The 16,542-nt window shown below is 45.9% G+C and carries 12 protein-coding genes; 8 read left to right on the forward strand and 4 right to left on the reverse strand.

Going from position 1 to position 16,542, the window contains the following annotated elements; all coding sequences use genetic code 11:
• Positions 1 to 95 precede the first annotated feature (95 nt).
• Entirely contained in the window at positions 96 to 1,586 is a 1,491-nt protein-coding gene (araA, locus tag AB4Z50_RS02820; protein WP_339202805.1) for an L-arabinose isomerase, read from the forward strand.
• Positions 1,587 to 1,686: 100 nt separating this feature from the next.
• Here the strand turns inward: araA and AB4Z50_RS02825 are convergent, their stop codons facing one another.
• Positions 1,687 to 2,454, reverse strand: a complete 768-nt coding sequence (locus AB4Z50_RS02825; RefSeq protein ID WP_441875400.1) for a class I SAM-dependent methyltransferase — start codon at positions 2,452 to 2,454, stop codon at positions 1,687 to 1,689.
• Between the two features lie 172 nt (positions 2,455 to 2,626).
• The gene (locus AB4Z50_RS02830; RefSeq protein WP_441875403.1) at positions 2,627 to 3,406 is read right to left on the reverse strand and encodes a hypothetical protein; all 780 of its coding nucleotides are present in this window, start codon (positions 3,404 to 3,406) and stop codon (positions 2,627 to 2,629) included.
• A gap of 230 nt (positions 3,407 to 3,636) precedes the next feature.
• Here AB4Z50_RS02830 and AB4Z50_RS02835 point away from each other — a divergent pair, with 230 nt between their 5' ends.
• On the forward strand, positions 3,637 to 3,963 hold the full coding sequence (locus tag AB4Z50_RS02835) for an antibiotic biosynthesis monooxygenase (protein ID WP_441875406.1): 327 nt from the start codon (positions 3,637 to 3,639) through the stop codon (positions 3,961 to 3,963).
• Between the two features lie 53 nt (positions 3,964 to 4,016).
• On the opposite strand, the gene AB4Z50_RS02840 is transcribed toward AB4Z50_RS02835, so the two are convergent.
• Positions 4,017 to 4,181 (reverse strand): hypothetical protein, encoded by a 165-nt coding sequence (locus AB4Z50_RS02840; RefSeq protein WP_441875409.1) that lies wholly within the window; start codon positions 4,179 to 4,181, stop codon positions 4,017 to 4,019.
• 10 nt (positions 4,182 to 4,191) lie between these two features.
• Positions 4,192 to 4,356 (reverse strand): histidine kinase, encoded by a 165-nt coding sequence (locus AB4Z50_RS02845; RefSeq protein WP_441875412.1) that lies wholly within the window; start codon positions 4,354 to 4,356, stop codon positions 4,192 to 4,194.
• A gap of 443 nt (positions 4,357 to 4,799) precedes the next feature.
• On the opposite strand from AB4Z50_RS02845, the gene AB4Z50_RS02850 reads away from it, so the two are divergent.
• The 6 genes from AB4Z50_RS02850 to AB4Z50_RS02875 all read left to right on the forward strand — a co-directional run bounded on the left by AB4Z50_RS02850 (position 4,800) and on the right by AB4Z50_RS02875 (position 16,535).
• Positions 4,800 to 7,124, forward strand: coding sequence for a helix-turn-helix domain-containing protein (locus AB4Z50_RS02850; RefSeq protein WP_441875415.1), 2,325 nt, complete (start codon positions 4,800 to 4,802; stop codon positions 7,122 to 7,124).
• A 353-nt stretch (positions 7,125 to 7,477) separates the two neighbouring features.
• Positions 7,478 to 8,335 carry an ABC transporter permease gene (locus AB4Z50_RS02855; protein WP_441875587.1) on the forward strand — a complete coding sequence of 286 codons (858 nt, stop codon included), beginning with the start codon at positions 7,478 to 7,480 and terminating at the stop codon, positions 8,333 to 8,335.
• 2 nt (positions 8,336 to 8,337) lie between these two features.
• A complete protein-coding gene (locus AB4Z50_RS02860; RefSeq protein ID WP_441875418.1) occupies positions 8,338 to 9,234 on the forward strand; it encodes a carbohydrate ABC transporter permease in 897 nt (298 codons plus the stop codon).
• Between the two features lie 25 nt (positions 9,235 to 9,259).
• Positions 9,260 to 10,852 (forward strand): extracellular solute-binding protein, encoded by a 1,593-nt coding sequence (locus AB4Z50_RS02865; RefSeq protein ID WP_441875421.1) that lies wholly within the window; start codon positions 9,260 to 9,262, stop codon positions 10,850 to 10,852.
• An 83-nt stretch (positions 10,853 to 10,935) separates the two neighbouring features.
• On the forward strand, positions 10,936 to 14,643 hold the full coding sequence (locus AB4Z50_RS02870) for an Ig-like domain-containing protein (protein WP_441875424.1): 3,708 nt from the start codon (positions 10,936 to 10,938) through the stop codon (positions 14,641 to 14,643).
• A 146-nt stretch (positions 14,644 to 14,789) separates the two neighbouring features.
• Complete coding sequence (locus AB4Z50_RS02875; protein WP_441875427.1) at positions 14,790 to 16,535, forward strand: hypothetical protein; 1,746 nt, start codon at positions 14,790 to 14,792, stop codon at positions 16,533 to 16,535.
• Positions 16,536 to 16,542 lie beyond the last annotated feature (7 nt).

Raw genomic sequence — 16,542 nt, forward strand, 5'->3', positions numbered from 1 at the left:
GTGAATGCTTACATAGCTGTTTTGCATTCGCAAAACTTGAAGCGGATGCTTACGTAGCTGTTTTGCATTCGCAAAACTTGAGGAGGAACCATTCCATGTTACAAGTTAAGCCCTATCAATTTTGGTTTGTTACCGGAAGCCAGCACTTGTACGGACCAGAAACATTAGAAGAGGTTGCACAGCATTCGCGTATTATTGCTGCGGCGTTGAATGATGATTCTGTTATTTCATCCGAAATTGTATTTAAACCTGTAGTAACAACTCCAGAAGAAATCTATAAGCTTTGCTTAGAAGCGAAAGCGGATGAGAACTGTGCAGGCATCATCACTTGGATGCATACCTTCTCACCGGCAAAAATGTGGATTCATGGTTTGTCTGAGCTGCGTAAGCCATTACTACACCTTCATACTCAATTCAACCGTGATATTCCTTGGGAAACGATTGATATGGACTTTATGAATACGAATCAATCCGCGCATGGCGACCGAGAATACGGCCATATTTTCGCCCGACTAGGCCTTGAGCGCAAAGTCGTTACGGGTCACTGGGAGGATGGCGTTACTCGTTCGCGCATTGCTAGCTGGATGGGTACTGCAATTGCAGTAAACGAAGGCCGTCATCTTAAAGTAGCTCGCTTTGGTGACAATATGCGTCAAGTTTCGGTTACGGAAGGCGACAAAGTTGAAGCGCAAATCAAGTTTGGCTGGTCGATTAATGGTTATGGTATTGGTGATCTTGTTGCTCGTATGAATGAGGTTTCAGATTCAGAAGTGAAGCAGCTGCTTGAGGAATATAACGAGCAGTACGATATCTCGTCAGAGACACGAGGCAATGCGGCTTCATGGGCTTCCATTGGCGAGCAAGCTCGCATTGAGCTTGGCTTAAAAGCATTTTTACAAGAGGGCGGTTTCTCCGCATTTACTACGTCATTTGAAGATTTGCATGGCATGAAGCAGCTTCCAGGTCTTGCAGTTCAGCGCTTGATGGAGCAAGGATACGGCTTTGGCGGCGAGGGCGACTGGAAAACATCTGCACTTACTCGCATGATGAAGTTGATTGCCAATAACAAAGGTACTTCATTTATGGAGGACTATACTTATCATCTAGAAGAAGGCAACGAGCTCGTACTTGGATCACATATGCTTGAGGTATGTCCTACAATCGCGGATAGCCGTCCAAAAATCGAAGTTCATCCGCTTGGCATCGGCGGCAAAGCGGATCCAGCACGGATTGTATTCGATGGACGCTCTGGTGCTGCGCTTAATGCTTCACTCATCGATCTAGGCAATCGTTTCCGCTTGATCATTAACCAAGTGGATGCAGTGAAGCCTACTCATGAAATGCCGAAGCTTCCAGTAGCTCGTGTGTTGTGGAAACCAGAACCATCGCTTCGAGATGCAGCAGAGAGCTGGATTTACGCTGGCGGCGCTCATCACACCGTATTCTCATATGTCGTAACGACTGAGCAGCTTGTAGACTGGGCGGATCAAGTTGGCATTGAAACCGTAGTAATCGATAAGCATTCAACGGTACGCAGTGTTCGCAACGAGCTTCGTTGGAACGATCTCAGCTATCGTATTCGTTAATCATCCTATCATCTGATTGCTTCTTAATAGAGAAGACTGCTGCTTAAAACCGTACAAGGTTAAGCAGCAGTCTTTTTCTCTATTTATAGGGGCTTTAAAGTTATGGCTTAATAGCTTTTACTCTAATCCGCACATAATCCACATACCATGTACCATCATGGAATAAATCATTTCTTACTCTTGCGGCTATTTTAGCGTATAGCAACTTTTTATCTTCTTCCGATACATTAGCGAAAAAATGATTTGCGAAACCAGATAACCAGTGATTTAGTCCTTCTTCACCGTCTTCCATCTTCGTAGGCCGATCAAAAAGAACGGCATAAGTTACTCGAAAGCCTTGTTGTTCAAGTAGAGCGCTATATTCTGAAATGCTCGGAAAGAACCAAGGATTTAACTTTTCTGCATCAATAGCATAATCCTCATCAAGCACAGCTGTTGTTGCTTTTACTATTCGATTAACATTTCCTTTGCCGCCAAACTCAGCAACAAATCTGCCGCCGCTGTTTAGCACATTCCACACATTTTCAACCACTTGTTTCGCATTTTTCATCCAATGCAATGCCGCATTAGAGAATAAAGCATCAAATGATTCATCTAACTGAAACTGTTCACCATTTCCAGTGAAAAAATGAATGGTTGGATATTTCACTCGTGCTTTTTCAATCATTTCCGTAGAAAAATCCATGCCTACAACTGTTGCTCCCGTTTTCGATATTTCATAGGCCAAATCTCCGGTGCCACACCCTACATCTAATATTTTCTCGCCTGGGGCAGGACTTAATAATTCAACAACTTCCTTCCCGTACTCAGATACAAAACCCAGTTTGTTGTCATATAATTCGGTTTTCCAAAATTGGCCGGAAGGCATAATATCATCCCCTAACTATTGGTAACCCTATTCTCACACAAAGATTGTATATAAGTAAAATATATTATTCCTATCTGCTTTATAGTTTAAAGTTATAAAGTTCGATCAGAAAAAAGCTTTACTCCTATTGGTTAGAAGCAAAGCTCATGGTATACCTCAACTATGAATGGGTTTATTCTGATTTTTCTTTTTGAATTTTCGCAGGGTTATTGATTTTGTAAGGAATAGGGTGCTTAGTAAGCTTTTTAGCGACTATTTTTCCTTCAAAATGAAGGATGTCGCCGATTTCCAGCTCAAGCTTTTTGAGGGTAGCACTATGGCTAGACCACGCATCGCCGATCTCCAAAGCAGGATCTTGAATGGCTACAGCATTGTAAATAACAACCTCGTCATCTGTATCAGAAAAATTGTTAGGTACAGTCGTAAATTCTTTTACTGTTGCGACCATCTTGATCTTATCTTCAGGAAGCTGCAGTTTTGGCGCCTTTTCTTTTTTTGTTTTTTCCTTTGGAGCTGCTGCTGTTTTAGGTTCTTTATGTACTTCTTCTACTGAATCAGGCGCTGGTATCGTCTCCGAAATCACTGCTGCATCATTATTTTGTGATGTTTCTAGCAGAACGTCATTTTTATCAGCTTCAATCTCTTGTGCAGGTGCAATCTCTTCAACTGCATTGGAAGTCTTCTGGCCATAACTAGAAGCTTGCATTTCCTTTAAGTAGGAAGGGTGAATACAATGCTTTTGTTCATTTTCAAATGAAATGACAGCAGTCATTTTATCCACATATCCAATAATAGTGCATTCGAGATTCACGCCGTTTCCTTTATAGAAAAATACTTTTGTTTTGGCAGCCTTCTCAGAAAGCAAACCCCATTCCTTGCATTTTTCTATTTGCTCTGCCTCGTTTTCGAAGCTAATGTACGATATCGGTTCAATAATGAATGGATGTCCCATGTAATCTCCGCCTTTTTGGTATTATCATCATCTATTTTATCATTTTTTTGACATGTTAGTCGTTACTTGCTGACGATTAATAAAATTTTAGTCGTTTATTTAAATAAGAAGGGGAGGGGAGAAAAATAAGCCACCTGAATAGGAACATTTTAACAATGTTTATTTGACAATGAGAATCGTTATCGATATAGTTAAATGGTAGTTTTTAAAATGATATAGGAGGGATTTCTGTGTTCATTCAATTGAGATCAATTGTAGTGGAAAAGGGAAATTCACAGCAAGTTGTCGACAATTTTGGGCAAGAGGGCTATATTGACGGCAAGGAAGGTCTTATCGATATTAATATTATGGTGAATAGAAAAGCAAAAGAAACGGAAGAAGTTTTTATTATGATCCGTTGGGAGTCTGATGAAGCTTGGAAAAATTGGGAGAAAGATCCCGTCCATATTGCTGGCCATCGGAACAAAAAAGATGAGCAGCGTCCTTCATATATCGTTGATTCATCGGTAAATATGTATGATGTAAAAAAAATCAAACCAGGTACTTTTGGCAAATAAACAGAAAGCGACTTACCCTTGGCGGGCAATGTCGCTTTTTTTATTTATTCATTTTAGGGAATCTGGAATGATACCGTGGTTCCAAAATTAAGTTTGATTGTAATGACAAGCCCATAGCCATATAACTGTTCTAATCGACGATCCGTATTCAATAAACCAATTCCACTTTGTTCGTTATACTTCCCATTCAACAGTTGCCCCAATTCTTCTTCGTCCATTCTGATTCCATCATCTGCAATCGATATTTCGATGTACTTCCCAGACAATCTCTAAACGTTCAGCAAAACGTTCCTTCTCGATATACAAGTAAGCTTGAACGAGCTCTAGCTCATGTGCAATAGATACAAATTGATTCGTATTTTTGTGATCGGCAGCCTGATCTGAGCGCTCCATGATGGATTGCGTCTCGCAGGGGAGTTCGCAGCTCATAAGAAGTATTCACCAAAAATCATCTTTCGTTTTATCAGCCTTTTGCAAGCTTGATCATACGATCGGCATTTTGAAAATAACGCTTAAACCAATAAGCAGCAAATCTGAGAAAAGCAGCAAGCATATCAAAAGGGTATTAGCCGATTTTTATTAATCCAGTGGATTTGATGATACCCCAGATGATACCTGATGCGACACCCGCAGTTGCTAACAATAATAAAATGGTATCTTCATATTTTGATAATACAATTTTTATAAATATCATCATTAACGCAGTAGACGAGAAAGTCATAATGAATATGAGAAGCACACTAGTAGAAATGATGATACTGGCTATGAATGTATAATGCCAAACTCATATGATGCATATAGTAATGAACAAGCTGCATCCCGTGAGGAGGTTTTGAATGAAATCCAGCATTTCGGGAAAAGTGATGGTCATTTACGGAAGCACATTTCTGCTGATTATTGTCTTAACCTTTTGGTTGTCCTATCGGGGTACGGTTGGTCCGCTTGAGGCGGATCTGACCAATACGAATCTCGCGCTACTCAAGCAAGTAGACCAAAAGATTGAAGTGGCGTTCCGTCAAACCGAGAAAGATTTGCTCGCGCTTATGGAAGAACTCGAATTTGTCTACTTCATGCTGGATAGCTACAATGACGATGCCCAAAAATACAGCAACTATTATGGGCTTACGACAAAATTAAAAAACTTTATTAACGCGAATCCCACATTCTCATCCATTTTTGTTTACTCTGCTGTAAACGGCGATATTTTGACCGAAAAGGCTTATATGAATGATATTTCATCGGTAGACAACTGGCTAGCTGATTATATGGACATGCCGGGTTACTTCAAGTGGATGACGACCCATCCGGTGTGGGATGGAACGACAACTCAAAACGTTGTGACACTGGTGCGCTCCTACCCGACGCTCAGCAGTCCCGGTTATCGCAACGGCATCGTTGCCGTTAACATTAACGAGGTTGTTCTCTACGATATGATTAAATCGGTCTATGAGGAAAGCTCGGCTGGCCATCTGTTTATATTCGACGCAGATGGAAAAGTCGTCAGCCACGATGACAAAACGCTCCTTTACCAAAATTTAAAGCAATTACCCTATATGAAAAACGTACTCTCAGCAGAAGGCAGCGGCTCCCTATCAGTCAAGCTGGACGGGATCCCGCAAACTGTTTTTTACAGGACTTCCGCCTATACGGGGTGGAAAATGGTCAGCATCATGCCGGAATCACAAATTTACGAGCCGCTTCAGATTACCCGCAATCTTTTATTTATATTGGCTGGCGTAATGATCGTTCTAGCGCTAATTGTATTGTTCTACATCAATCGATTAACCTTTAAGCCGCTTGATCGACTGGTCAGCAAGCTTTCAGGGACCTACCAGCCAGATAAGAAGCGCGGATTTGATACGGCGGGATTCACTTATTTGGAGACGGTGTTTGAGCAAATGATGGAGGATCGGGAGCATTTGGAGAAGCATGTGCGGGATTCCAAATCCGTGCTCAAATGGAGACTGATTATGGATATGCTGACCGGCTACCGAACGGACTACCAAGCTTTGCGGCATCACTTTGAATTTACAGGCATTAAGCTCTATTCAGAGCGCTACCTTGTATGTACGGCAGAAATTGCGAAACCAGAAGGCTGCTTAAGCCTGCGTGATGAAACGTTGTATACGTATGTGTTTTGCAACGTGGCGGAGGAGATGATGGGCAAAGAGGATGCTGGAGTCGCAATCGATTTAGGCGGCGGACGAGCGGCGCTTGTCTTTAGCTTCGCAGAAGGCGAAGCGGAACAAAACCATTTGCGCGCGCTCGCAATTTTGGAATGGATACTTGAGGTGATTAAGAAGCAATTCGGATTAGTCGCTACGGTGGGTGTAGGCAGAGGAGTCAAGGAACTCGGCGATATTCAAAGCTCCTACGGCGAGTCGCGCAAGGCGCTCCGCTACAAGATGCTTTTTGGCAGCCATTCCGTCATTTCAATCGAGGATTTGCAACCGCCGGACAGTCAAGACTATTACCGTTTGAATCGGAAGGCAACTCGAATTATGGAGGCGCTCAAACAGACGGATACGGATAAAATAAAGGAGGATGTGCACCAAGCCTTTGAGAAGGCGGTGGGACTAGGCTTGCCTCCTGACCTCATCCGCCAGTTTTCGTTCGATTTAATCGTGAAGGCGCTGCAGGTTGCTGATGCAATCGGAATCGGTCCCGAGGAGTCGATGGGCAACTTGGATAGCATTTATGAGAAGATTGAGCACAGTGAGGATTGGAAGCAAGCAGAGGCCCTCGTCCTCGCTGTTCTTGAGGAGCTAGCTGCTAAGCTTACGAGCAAACGAAGCCTGAGAGGGAAAAATGACACGATTGAGCGAATGCTTACCTACATTCAAGCCCATTACCATGAAAATGATTTGTCGCTCGATCGGCTCGCTGAACAGTTTCATTTGAGCCCAACCTATATTAGCAAGCAGTTTAAAGAATACACCGAGCGAAATTTTATCGACTATCTTATCGAAATTCGAATTGACGCCTCGAAAGCACTGCTCGCTAACAAGGATAAAAAAGTGAACGATATCGCCGAAGCGATTGGATATATGAATACCCGCAGCTTCTTGCGGACGTTTAAAAAATTTACAGGGATGACACCTACAGAGTACCGAGAACATGCCATCAGCAAACAAACAGGGCAAGGCACAGAGCGAACGTAAGACCGGTGGCACACTTCCTAAGCGGAGGCGTTGCCCCGGTTTTTTCCTTGTACTATAAGAATCTATAAGTTTGTTAGCTTATAAAAGGCTTACATTTCTCCGTCAAAGCTACTTCAACATCCAGAAGTTGAAGGGGTTTTTACTTGTAATGGCGGGATTTCTTTCGTGTCACAGCAAAAGAATGAACCTGGTCAAGAAAGGTGACTGGGCCATTTCACAATAAAAGACACCTGGCACAGAACATGTCTATATTCAGCTTCCCGAGCTTTGTGTACGATCGAATTGTAGACGGAACATAAAGGGGGGGGAGGACGATTTGGATACGGCTTAAGCGGGATCGTCACTTATATTTGATGCTTCTGCCTGTCATCTTGTTTTATGTCATCTTTAAATACGCACCGATGGCGGGCGAAATTATCGCATTCAAAAATTACCGGTTTATTGATGGAATATGGGGAAGCGAATGGGCCGGTTTTCATCATTTTCAAATGCTGTTCGCAAGCTTGGATTTTTGGAGAATTCTTAGAAATACACTGCTGCTGAACATCTATAGTCTCGTGTTTGGTTTTCCGGTACCTATCCTCCTTGCCTTGCTGCTTAACGAGGTGCGCAGAGAATGGTACAAAAGGACGGTCCAGAACCTGTTGTATTTGCCTCACTTCATCTCTTGGGTTGTGCTGGGCGGTATCGTTATTGCGATCCTATCGCCGAGCACAGGCGTCGTGAATCTGATTCTAAAACAATTTGGCATCGAGCCCGTCTATTTTATGGCGGATTCGACTTGGTGGCCTGTTGTGTATACGTTATCCGGTATTTGGCGCGAAGCGGGCTGGGGGACGATTCTCTATTTAGCAGCGATGGCTTCGATTGATCCCCAGCTTTATGAAGCAGCCAAAATCGACGGTGCAAACAAGCTGCGGCAAATTTGGCATATTACACTTCCCGGCATTCGCAGCACGATTGCTATCTTATTGATCCTTCGGATGGGGCATATGATGGATGTTGGTCTTGAACAAACGCTGGTGCTTCAAAACCAATCCGTGCTGGATGTAGCGGATGTCATCAGCACCTATGTATACCGGGTCGGCTTGCAAAATATGAATTACAGCTACACGACAGCGCTTGGATTATTCCAGTCCTTGATTGGGTTTATTCTAGTCGTAGGCGTTAACGGGCTCATCCGAAAGTTCGGCGAAAGGGGGTTATGGTAACTGTGAAAAGGAATGCTGCCGCAGCTTTTGTGCTGTCATCGATTAGCAAAATCATCCTTTATACGTTTCTTGGCCTCTCGTCCTTAATCGCCCTGTTCCCGCTATGGTATGAGGTGGCGGCATCCTTTAGCAGCAGCCGGGCAATTACAGCCGGAGAAGTGATGCTGTGGCCAATTGAATTCAATCTGCATGCTTACGATCGGCTATTTGATGACGGACAAATTTTGATCGGCTTGCGAAATACGGTCTTGATCACGGTTGTTGGTACCGCGTTGAACATGATCATGACGATACTGGCTGCCTATCCGCTTTCAAGACGCCGCTTGATGGGACGCAGCGGACTGCTAATGTTCGTTACGTTCACGATGTTATTCGTTTCTGGGATCATTCCGAGCTTCATTCTCGTCAAGACACTGAGCTTAATGGACACCTACTGGGCATTATGGCTGCCAGGGCTGATCAGCACGTATAACATGTTTGTGATGAAAACGTTCATGGAAGGCCTTCCGGATGAAATTGAAGAGTCGGCTGCTATGGACGGAGCTGGAGATTGGCGGGTTTTAATGCAGATCATGCTTCCGCTTTGCAAGCCGATTATCGCCTCCTTGTCGCTGTTCTACGCCGTTGGCTGGTGGAACTCCTATTTCAGCGTTCTTCTTTATATAACAAAAACGACGTCACAGTCCTTGATGGTGAAGCTGTATCAGATGATTAATCAAGTGGATGCAAGCCTGCTTAACAATACTGGGGGAAGCGAGGGTGCGGGGCAAATCTTGTTAACGCCCGAAGGCATCAAAGCTGCGGCCATCGTCATTGCGGTCACGCCGATTCTATGCGTATATCCGTTCCTTCAGAAACATTTTGTAAAAGGTGTCTTGATCGGTTCGGTTAAAGGTTAATAAGGAAAAGGGGATGATGTATTTGATGAAATGGAACAAAATTCGTAATTTGATCATGATGGCTAGCTTAATTGTTGTACTGCTGGTTGGCTGCACGGGGAAATCCGAGCCGACTAAACCTTCTGCTGCACCGAATAAGACTGATGCGCCAGCACCAGTGGTAGAGCAAAAGAAAGAGATTAGCGTATCTATCCTTGATCGGGGCGAAGTGTCATCGGAGGAAGGCAGCTATGAAAACAACCGCTGGACGAAGTGGATCAATGAGAATGCTCCTGCAAAGGTGAAATGGGTACCCGTGCCGCGTACGCAGGTACAGCAAAAATTAAACACGCTGATTGCATCGGGCACGGCTCCGGATTTCATATGGGAATATGACCGCAGCTATATCAGCCAGCTCGCTGCGCAGGGCGCGATCCAGCCGATCGACGAATATATCGAAAAATACAGCACAACGTACAAAGCTTATTTGGCTAAGCATCCAGAACTTAAACCCTTCCTAACGATAAATGGAAAAATGTATGCGGTTGCAAGTGCGCGTGGACAAGAAACGATAGCCAATCATGGCATTATGATTCGTCAGGATTGGTTGGATAAGCTAGGTTTGAAAGCTCCGACAACAGTTGAAGAATTAATTGAGGTTGCACGAAAGTTCAAAGAGGGCGATCCGGACGGCAACGGCACGGCAGACACGGTTCCAATCACCTTTAATTACAACGGAGTGCAAATTTTAAGAGCCCTTTTCTTCAATAACGAGAACCAATGGTATCTGGAAGATGGCAAGCTCACGTTCGGACGGATACTGGATCGATATACCGATTCGCTTGCTTTGCAGAAGCAGCTTTTTGACGAAGGGTTAATCGATAAGGAATACATTACGGATACGAATTTTCAGCGCTCGCTGCAGCTTTGGACGACAGGCAAGTCGGGTATTTATCTTGGCTCATGGTCAATGGGCGCAGAGTTTGTTGATTTGAAGAAAAATGTGCCGGATGCAAAAGTGGTGCCATTGGAGCCTGTCTCTTCGAAGTATGGAAAAAATGGCCTTTATCAGGAAGTTCCGGCCAATATGTATATCGCTTTTAATACGAATATGAAAGAGGACAAAATCGAAGCAGGCGTCAAATTTTTGGACTGGATGCTGGAGAAGGGCTGGGAGCCGCTCAGAATCGGAGAGAAGGACGTTCATTATAAGCTCGTGGGAGAAGTTCCGCAGAAGACCGACGCTGATAAGTTCAAGAAGGAAGTGTTTTATGCTAGAGAGTATGCGATCTTGAACGAATGGGATCCGAAGCCAGAATGGTATGCGGTGATGGCGGCGCAGGATCCGATTTCTCAAGAGCAGGCCGTGCTTAAAGCAGCTGGTCTTGAGATTGCAATGAAAAATAAATACAGACGGGATATTGCCTATAATCCTGATCTGCCTGAGGTAAGCCAACTGATTGCTACCTTCGCTCCGATTGCGCAGCAAATTGAAGCCAAGATCGTAACTGGAGGAGGCGCGCTTACGCCGCAGGCTGGAATGGAGGATATTCGCAAGGAATGGAATCGTTTGGGCGGTGAAAATGTAGAGAAGTTAGTGCAGGAGTGGTATGAAACGAACAAAGAGCATCTGAAGTAGAGGGGAAGGCCCTTCCCGAATGCGGGAGTTACTTTTTCGGGAAGGGTTAATCGCCGATCCGAGTAGCAAAGGATGGATGGAAAATGATGACCATGAAAAAAGTTTTTTCATTATTCCTCGTCTTTGCATTGATCATGACAGCATCTGGTACGCTTGGCAAAAATGAACATGCAGCGGCTGCAGAAGCGGTGGTCGCAGAGCTGCAAGCAGGCGATTATGAAAGCTCCGACGAAGTATGGGACTTCCTGCTGGGCGCCGAATTTCCCGGGGCGCAAGGAAGCTTTACAAGAGATCAGTCTGTATTCAAAACAGGTCTTTCTGCGGCCAAGGTGACTGGCGATTTTAATGGCGGCGGCTCTTACGTTGCACTGGAGCGGTATCTGACGAAACGAATAGTTCCGGCGGATGCGGTAAGCTTATCCTTTTGGGTGAAAACTGCGGATGCTGCATCGATTTATATTGTACTAATGGACGGAACGAACCAAAACCACTCGCAAAGGCTGGTGCTTCAGCCGACAACGGATTGGCAGAAAGTTACCGTGAATGCTTTTAATGCCGGCAGCGAATATACGCACTGGGGAGGCGCCAATGACGGAGCCTTTCATCCGTCACTTAAGAAGATGACGATCAAGGTAGCACGGGCGGGACTGCGCACGGGGCTTAAGAGCGGCTCGGTATGGCTTGACGATCTCCGAATCATGGTGACTGTACCTGATTTAGCCATCGCTCAAACGCAGGTTGGCAACGTATTTGCTGGTGCAAACAAAGGCACTTTTGATGTATTAACGACGGGAGACACCGTCACATGGCAAACCTATGATGCTTGGGGAGAGCCCGGTTCAACTGGAAGCGCGCCGGTTACCGGAGGCAAGATCAGGCTTGAGGTGCCGGTACAATCAGATGGCTATTATCGTTTAAAACTATCAACTTATCAAGCGGGAACTTTGCTTAAAACAACAGAGACGACATTCGCGGCTGTGCCAACGTTTGATTTGGCAGCAGTGACGGCATCACCGTTTGGCGTACAGACGCATTTTGCACATAGCTGGAACCGTGAGATGCTTCCTTTGGTCAAGTATGCAGGAGCCAAAAGCGTGAGGGATGCGATGTTTTGGTCTGAGATCGAGCTAAAAAAAGGCATCTACACCTATAACCCGAAATTTACACTCTATATGGAAGGATTGCTGGAGAACAGCATCGATCCGCTGATGACCTTCGCTTTTTCCAATCAATTTTATGATAATTTTCAAACGCCTTATTCGGCAGAAGCTCACGCCGCCTATGCGAATTATACGAAATCCGTACTGAACCGATTCGGCGGCCAAATCAAATGGGGCGAGATGTGGAACGAGTTCAACCTGCCCGGATTTGGAGGGAATGGGCCGGCTGCATCACAGCCCGATGTATACTTCAATCTAATGAAAGCAGGTTATGAGGCTGCCAAATCGGTGCGCCCTGATCTGAATGTGCTTGGAGGCGCGACCGCAGGCATTCCAACCGAGTGGCTTGAAGATTTGTTCCAGCTCGGAGGGTTAAACTACATGGACACCTTATCCGTACATCCTTACCGTTATCCCGACAAGCCGGAAGGACTGCTTAACGAGGTAAACTCGTTAAATCAACTGGTGAAAACCTATAACAACGGACAGACGAAACCCATCTGGTTCTCGGAAATTGGATGGCCGACGCAGCTTGACCCCCGCGGGGTGGATGAGAAGATGCAGGCTGCCTATTTGATTCGCACCTATGTACTTGGCATGGCAGCAGGAGTGGAGAAAATCTTCTGGTACGATCTGATGGACGACGGAACGGATAAGAAATATAACGAGCATAACTTCGGTATTATTCATAATGGCGGTGATCCGCTCGGCGCGTATACGCCAAAACCGGGTTATGTGGCGTTAGCGACGGTAGCGCGGCAGTTGACTGGCGCAAGCTTAACCGGTCAGGAGATTACGAACGGCATCTATCGCTATAAATTTAAGAAGGACCAGAAATCGATTCATGTGCTTTGGTCAGGGACGGATACCGAAACCGATCTGACTTTGAAAACAAATGGACCGCTGGTCGTAACGGACATGATGGGCCGTTCAGCTACCTATACACCGAAGGACGGGGAAATTTACATTACGGCTTCAAGCGAGCCTCTATTCATCCAAGGGAAAATCGATAAAGTCATTCAAGGAAGCAAATATAGGCTTAAGAGCGAACCTTCCTTTACCGGTGATCCTATCAGCGTAACGTTATCCGTATACAAAGCATCATCTTGGAATCCGCTAAGCGCCCGCATTCAATTGCAAGGATCCATTCAAAATATACAGGCTTCTTCGGTCGGCACCTATCCTGTCGTATTTCTAGGAATAGGTCAACCTGGCAGCTACACAGCGACGGCGGAGCTTGTCGTTGGCGGCAAAAAAATCGGAGCGTTAAAAAATACAGTGGTGATCAAGCAATCGGAGGAGCTTTCTGTCAAACATGTGCTGAAGGAGGGCAGCAACTTCCTGAGAGTTCGAATCGATAATACAAAACCGGTCGATAGGCGGTTGACACAGATCGATTGGCAGGTGGGTGCAAACACCGAATCAGAAACTTATAATACGGTGCTGCCTGGTTTTACGGATTATACAATTGATCTTCCAATACCGGCACTGCCCGATGGAACTTTAACGCCTCACCAGCTTACCGTCTATTTGGATGATGGCACCGTATTGTCTTCTTCAGGCAACTTGAACAATATCGCTGTCGCAAGTATGACGCCCATCGTTAACCGCACAGTGCAGGTGGATGGGTCGCTGGACGATGTAACCGATCTCCCTGGCATCAACCTGTTTGAGGAAGGCCATTCAAGAGTGGTGCCGCATAATGGGCCGGAGGATTTGAGCGGTAAGCTGTGGGTTACGTATGATAATGACCACCTCTATCTATCAGCAAAGATCCATGACGATCTATTCTCGCAAACCAAATCAGGAGATGCGATTTGGAGCGGAGACAGCATTCAATTCGCTATTTCTTTGGGAACGCCGGGAGAGGCGGCGGAATGGTATGAATACGGAATGGCGCTGACACCAGATGGACCGGAATTATATCGGTGGATGGCGATGAGTGGCGTATTGACCGGACCGGTTACAAATCGCCAGCTCCAGATTACGAGAGATGAAACAAACAAGGATACGATCTACCGGCTCGCATTGCCTTGGAAGGAATTGTCGCCGATTGCTCCGAGTGACGGGATTTTAAGCTTGTCTGCTCTTGTGAATGAGAATGACGGCAATGGACGCAAAGGATGGCTGGAGTGGGGCGGAGGCATCGGGTCCAATAAACAGTCTAAACTATTTAAGCCTATGTTGATCGGCGGGGCTGGATCAGCAAGCGTTAGCGGTGTGACGCTTGACAGAAGCCTACTTGAGATGACTGCAGGTGACCCTGCAGTTGCACTTCTTGCCGCGGTGACGCCAGTGAATGCTGCGAGTAAAGAGGTAACGTGGACAACAAGCGATCCGAATGTTGCGACAATAAATGCAGGGGAAGTTACGCCTGTCGGAGTGGGTACGTCAACGATAACGGTAACGACGATGGATGGTTTATTTACAGCCAGCTGCATCGTTACAGTCACAGCTGCTCCAGTTGTTGACCCGGAGGTTGGGACACCTGTGCCTACTGAAATCGTGGAGCCGGGGTCAACAGAAACGCCAGAACCAAGTGAAACGGAAGTGCCAGTACCTAGTGAAACGCCAGAGCCGGGAAGCTCTGAAGCTGCTCCGAATCCAGTGACTCCGGCGCCAACTGACTAAAGCGCCAACTGACTAAAGCGCCAGAGAACGGAGCTTAATAGATACAGGTTGAAAGGCAGGAGATGAGCAGTTCGCCTTAATGGCGGTCTGCTCTCTGTTACTTCATTGGCGCCAACTAGGATACCGTTATTGAGAGGATGGGATATATGGATAAGACGAACAATCCAATGGATCATAAGCTGCTGCTGCTCGGAAAAATCCATCACTGGGAGCCGTTTTTTGACTCGGAAGTCAACATGCTTGAGCTGCCCTTTCATAGTCCCGGCTACCATACGACGCTTACGGCTGAGGAGTTCCCGCTTGTTCACCCTACATATCCTTCTCTTCTTTATGCACTGGCTTTGCTTGACAGCGGTTTGCCGGATTATAACACACGAGCTTATGAAGTCATACGCAAAGTGATTTCACTGCAAGACCAAAATCCTGCACACAAAACCTATGGCATATGGTCATGGTTTTACGAGGAGCCGCTTGCGAAAATGTCCCCGCCAGATTGGAACTGGGCTGATTTTTGCGGGAAACAGCTCGTTCAAATCGAAGTCCGGCATGGGGACAGATTACCTATGGAACTGCGAGAGCTGATCCGTCAGGCTGTATTCTGCGCATGCGATGCCATTATGAAGCGGGATGTAGGTCCAAATTATACGAATATCGCACTAATGGGTGCTTTGGTCACGCTTATCGCGGGCGAAGCATACGCTGAGCCAGAATTGGCCGATTATGGTATTCGAAGGCTGGAAAAGCTCCATGCATTTACGAATCAGCTAGGGACGTTTCATGAGTTTAACAGTCCGACTTATACGGTTATCGCCATCACCGAACTGTCCAAAATTTATACGATGACGGCGAGCGCTCAGGCTAAAGCGCTTGCGGAAGATTTGCTCGATAGCGCATGGCGCATGGTAGCAGAGCATTTTCATCCGGCGACGAAGCAGTGGTCCGGCCCGCACAGCCGGAGCTACAGTACGCTGCTAACGGATATGGCGAAGTCGTTTTTGCAAATCGCTACAAACAATAGGGTTGTGTTTACATTTAAGAATGAACAGCCGTATGATGCGGAGTGGTTTGGGAGCGGGATTTGCTGTCCGCACAAGTATGATCCGTTCTTCACACAGTCTGAGGAAAGGCTGCTCCAGCAGCTCTATTCTAGAAATGAACAGACTGGGCAGGAAAAGTGGGCAACAACCTACATGACCCCTTCCTTTGCGATTGGTGTGTCCAGCGAGGAAATTATGTGGAATCAAACAAGGCCGCTGCTTGTTTTCTTAGATAATGGTGGAGAGGCGGCCTATTTGAAGCTGCGTGTCCTGCATGACGGCTATGATTATTGCTCAGCTGTACTGAACAGTAGAGTAGAGGGGAGCAGACTGCTGCTCGGTATCCGTTTTCTAACTGATGGAGGAGATACTCATCCGAGCCTTGATCGAATAAATGGCTGCATAGCTGCATCTGATTTGCGAATTCGGGTAGAGCTTGGCGGTTGCTTGGATAATGTAGACGCGGAAGTGAGCGGGGAAAGAGCGGAGGTTAGAATCGGTGACTGCAAAGTTGCTCTGCGTATTTTGTTTACGGCATTTGGTGCAGGGACGGAGGAGCATGACGATAAACAAAAAGACAATTGGAAGTGGGAGCTCGCGAGGAACAGCAGCAGCTTTTGCTTCGACCATATTTTACATGCAGTAGAGGACAGTACAATTGATTTTGAGAAGATGGGCAAAGCAGCTTTTCTTTTTTCTCTAGTAATTGGTGAAGCAGAGCCGGAAATTATAGTAGAGACCTATGATGATGCTGTAGCAGCTAGATTTTCAAGCAAACAGAATGCTGCCGCAACCAGTGATGATCCTATTAAGCTATCCTTAGCATTGAAGCCTGCAGCATCACCATCAGCATAAAACGGTG

The organism is Paenibacillus sp. 2TAB26 (genome assembly GCF_052115145.1).
Taxonomy (GTDB): domain Bacteria; phylum Bacillota; class Bacilli; order Paenibacillales; family Paenibacillaceae; genus Pristimantibacillus.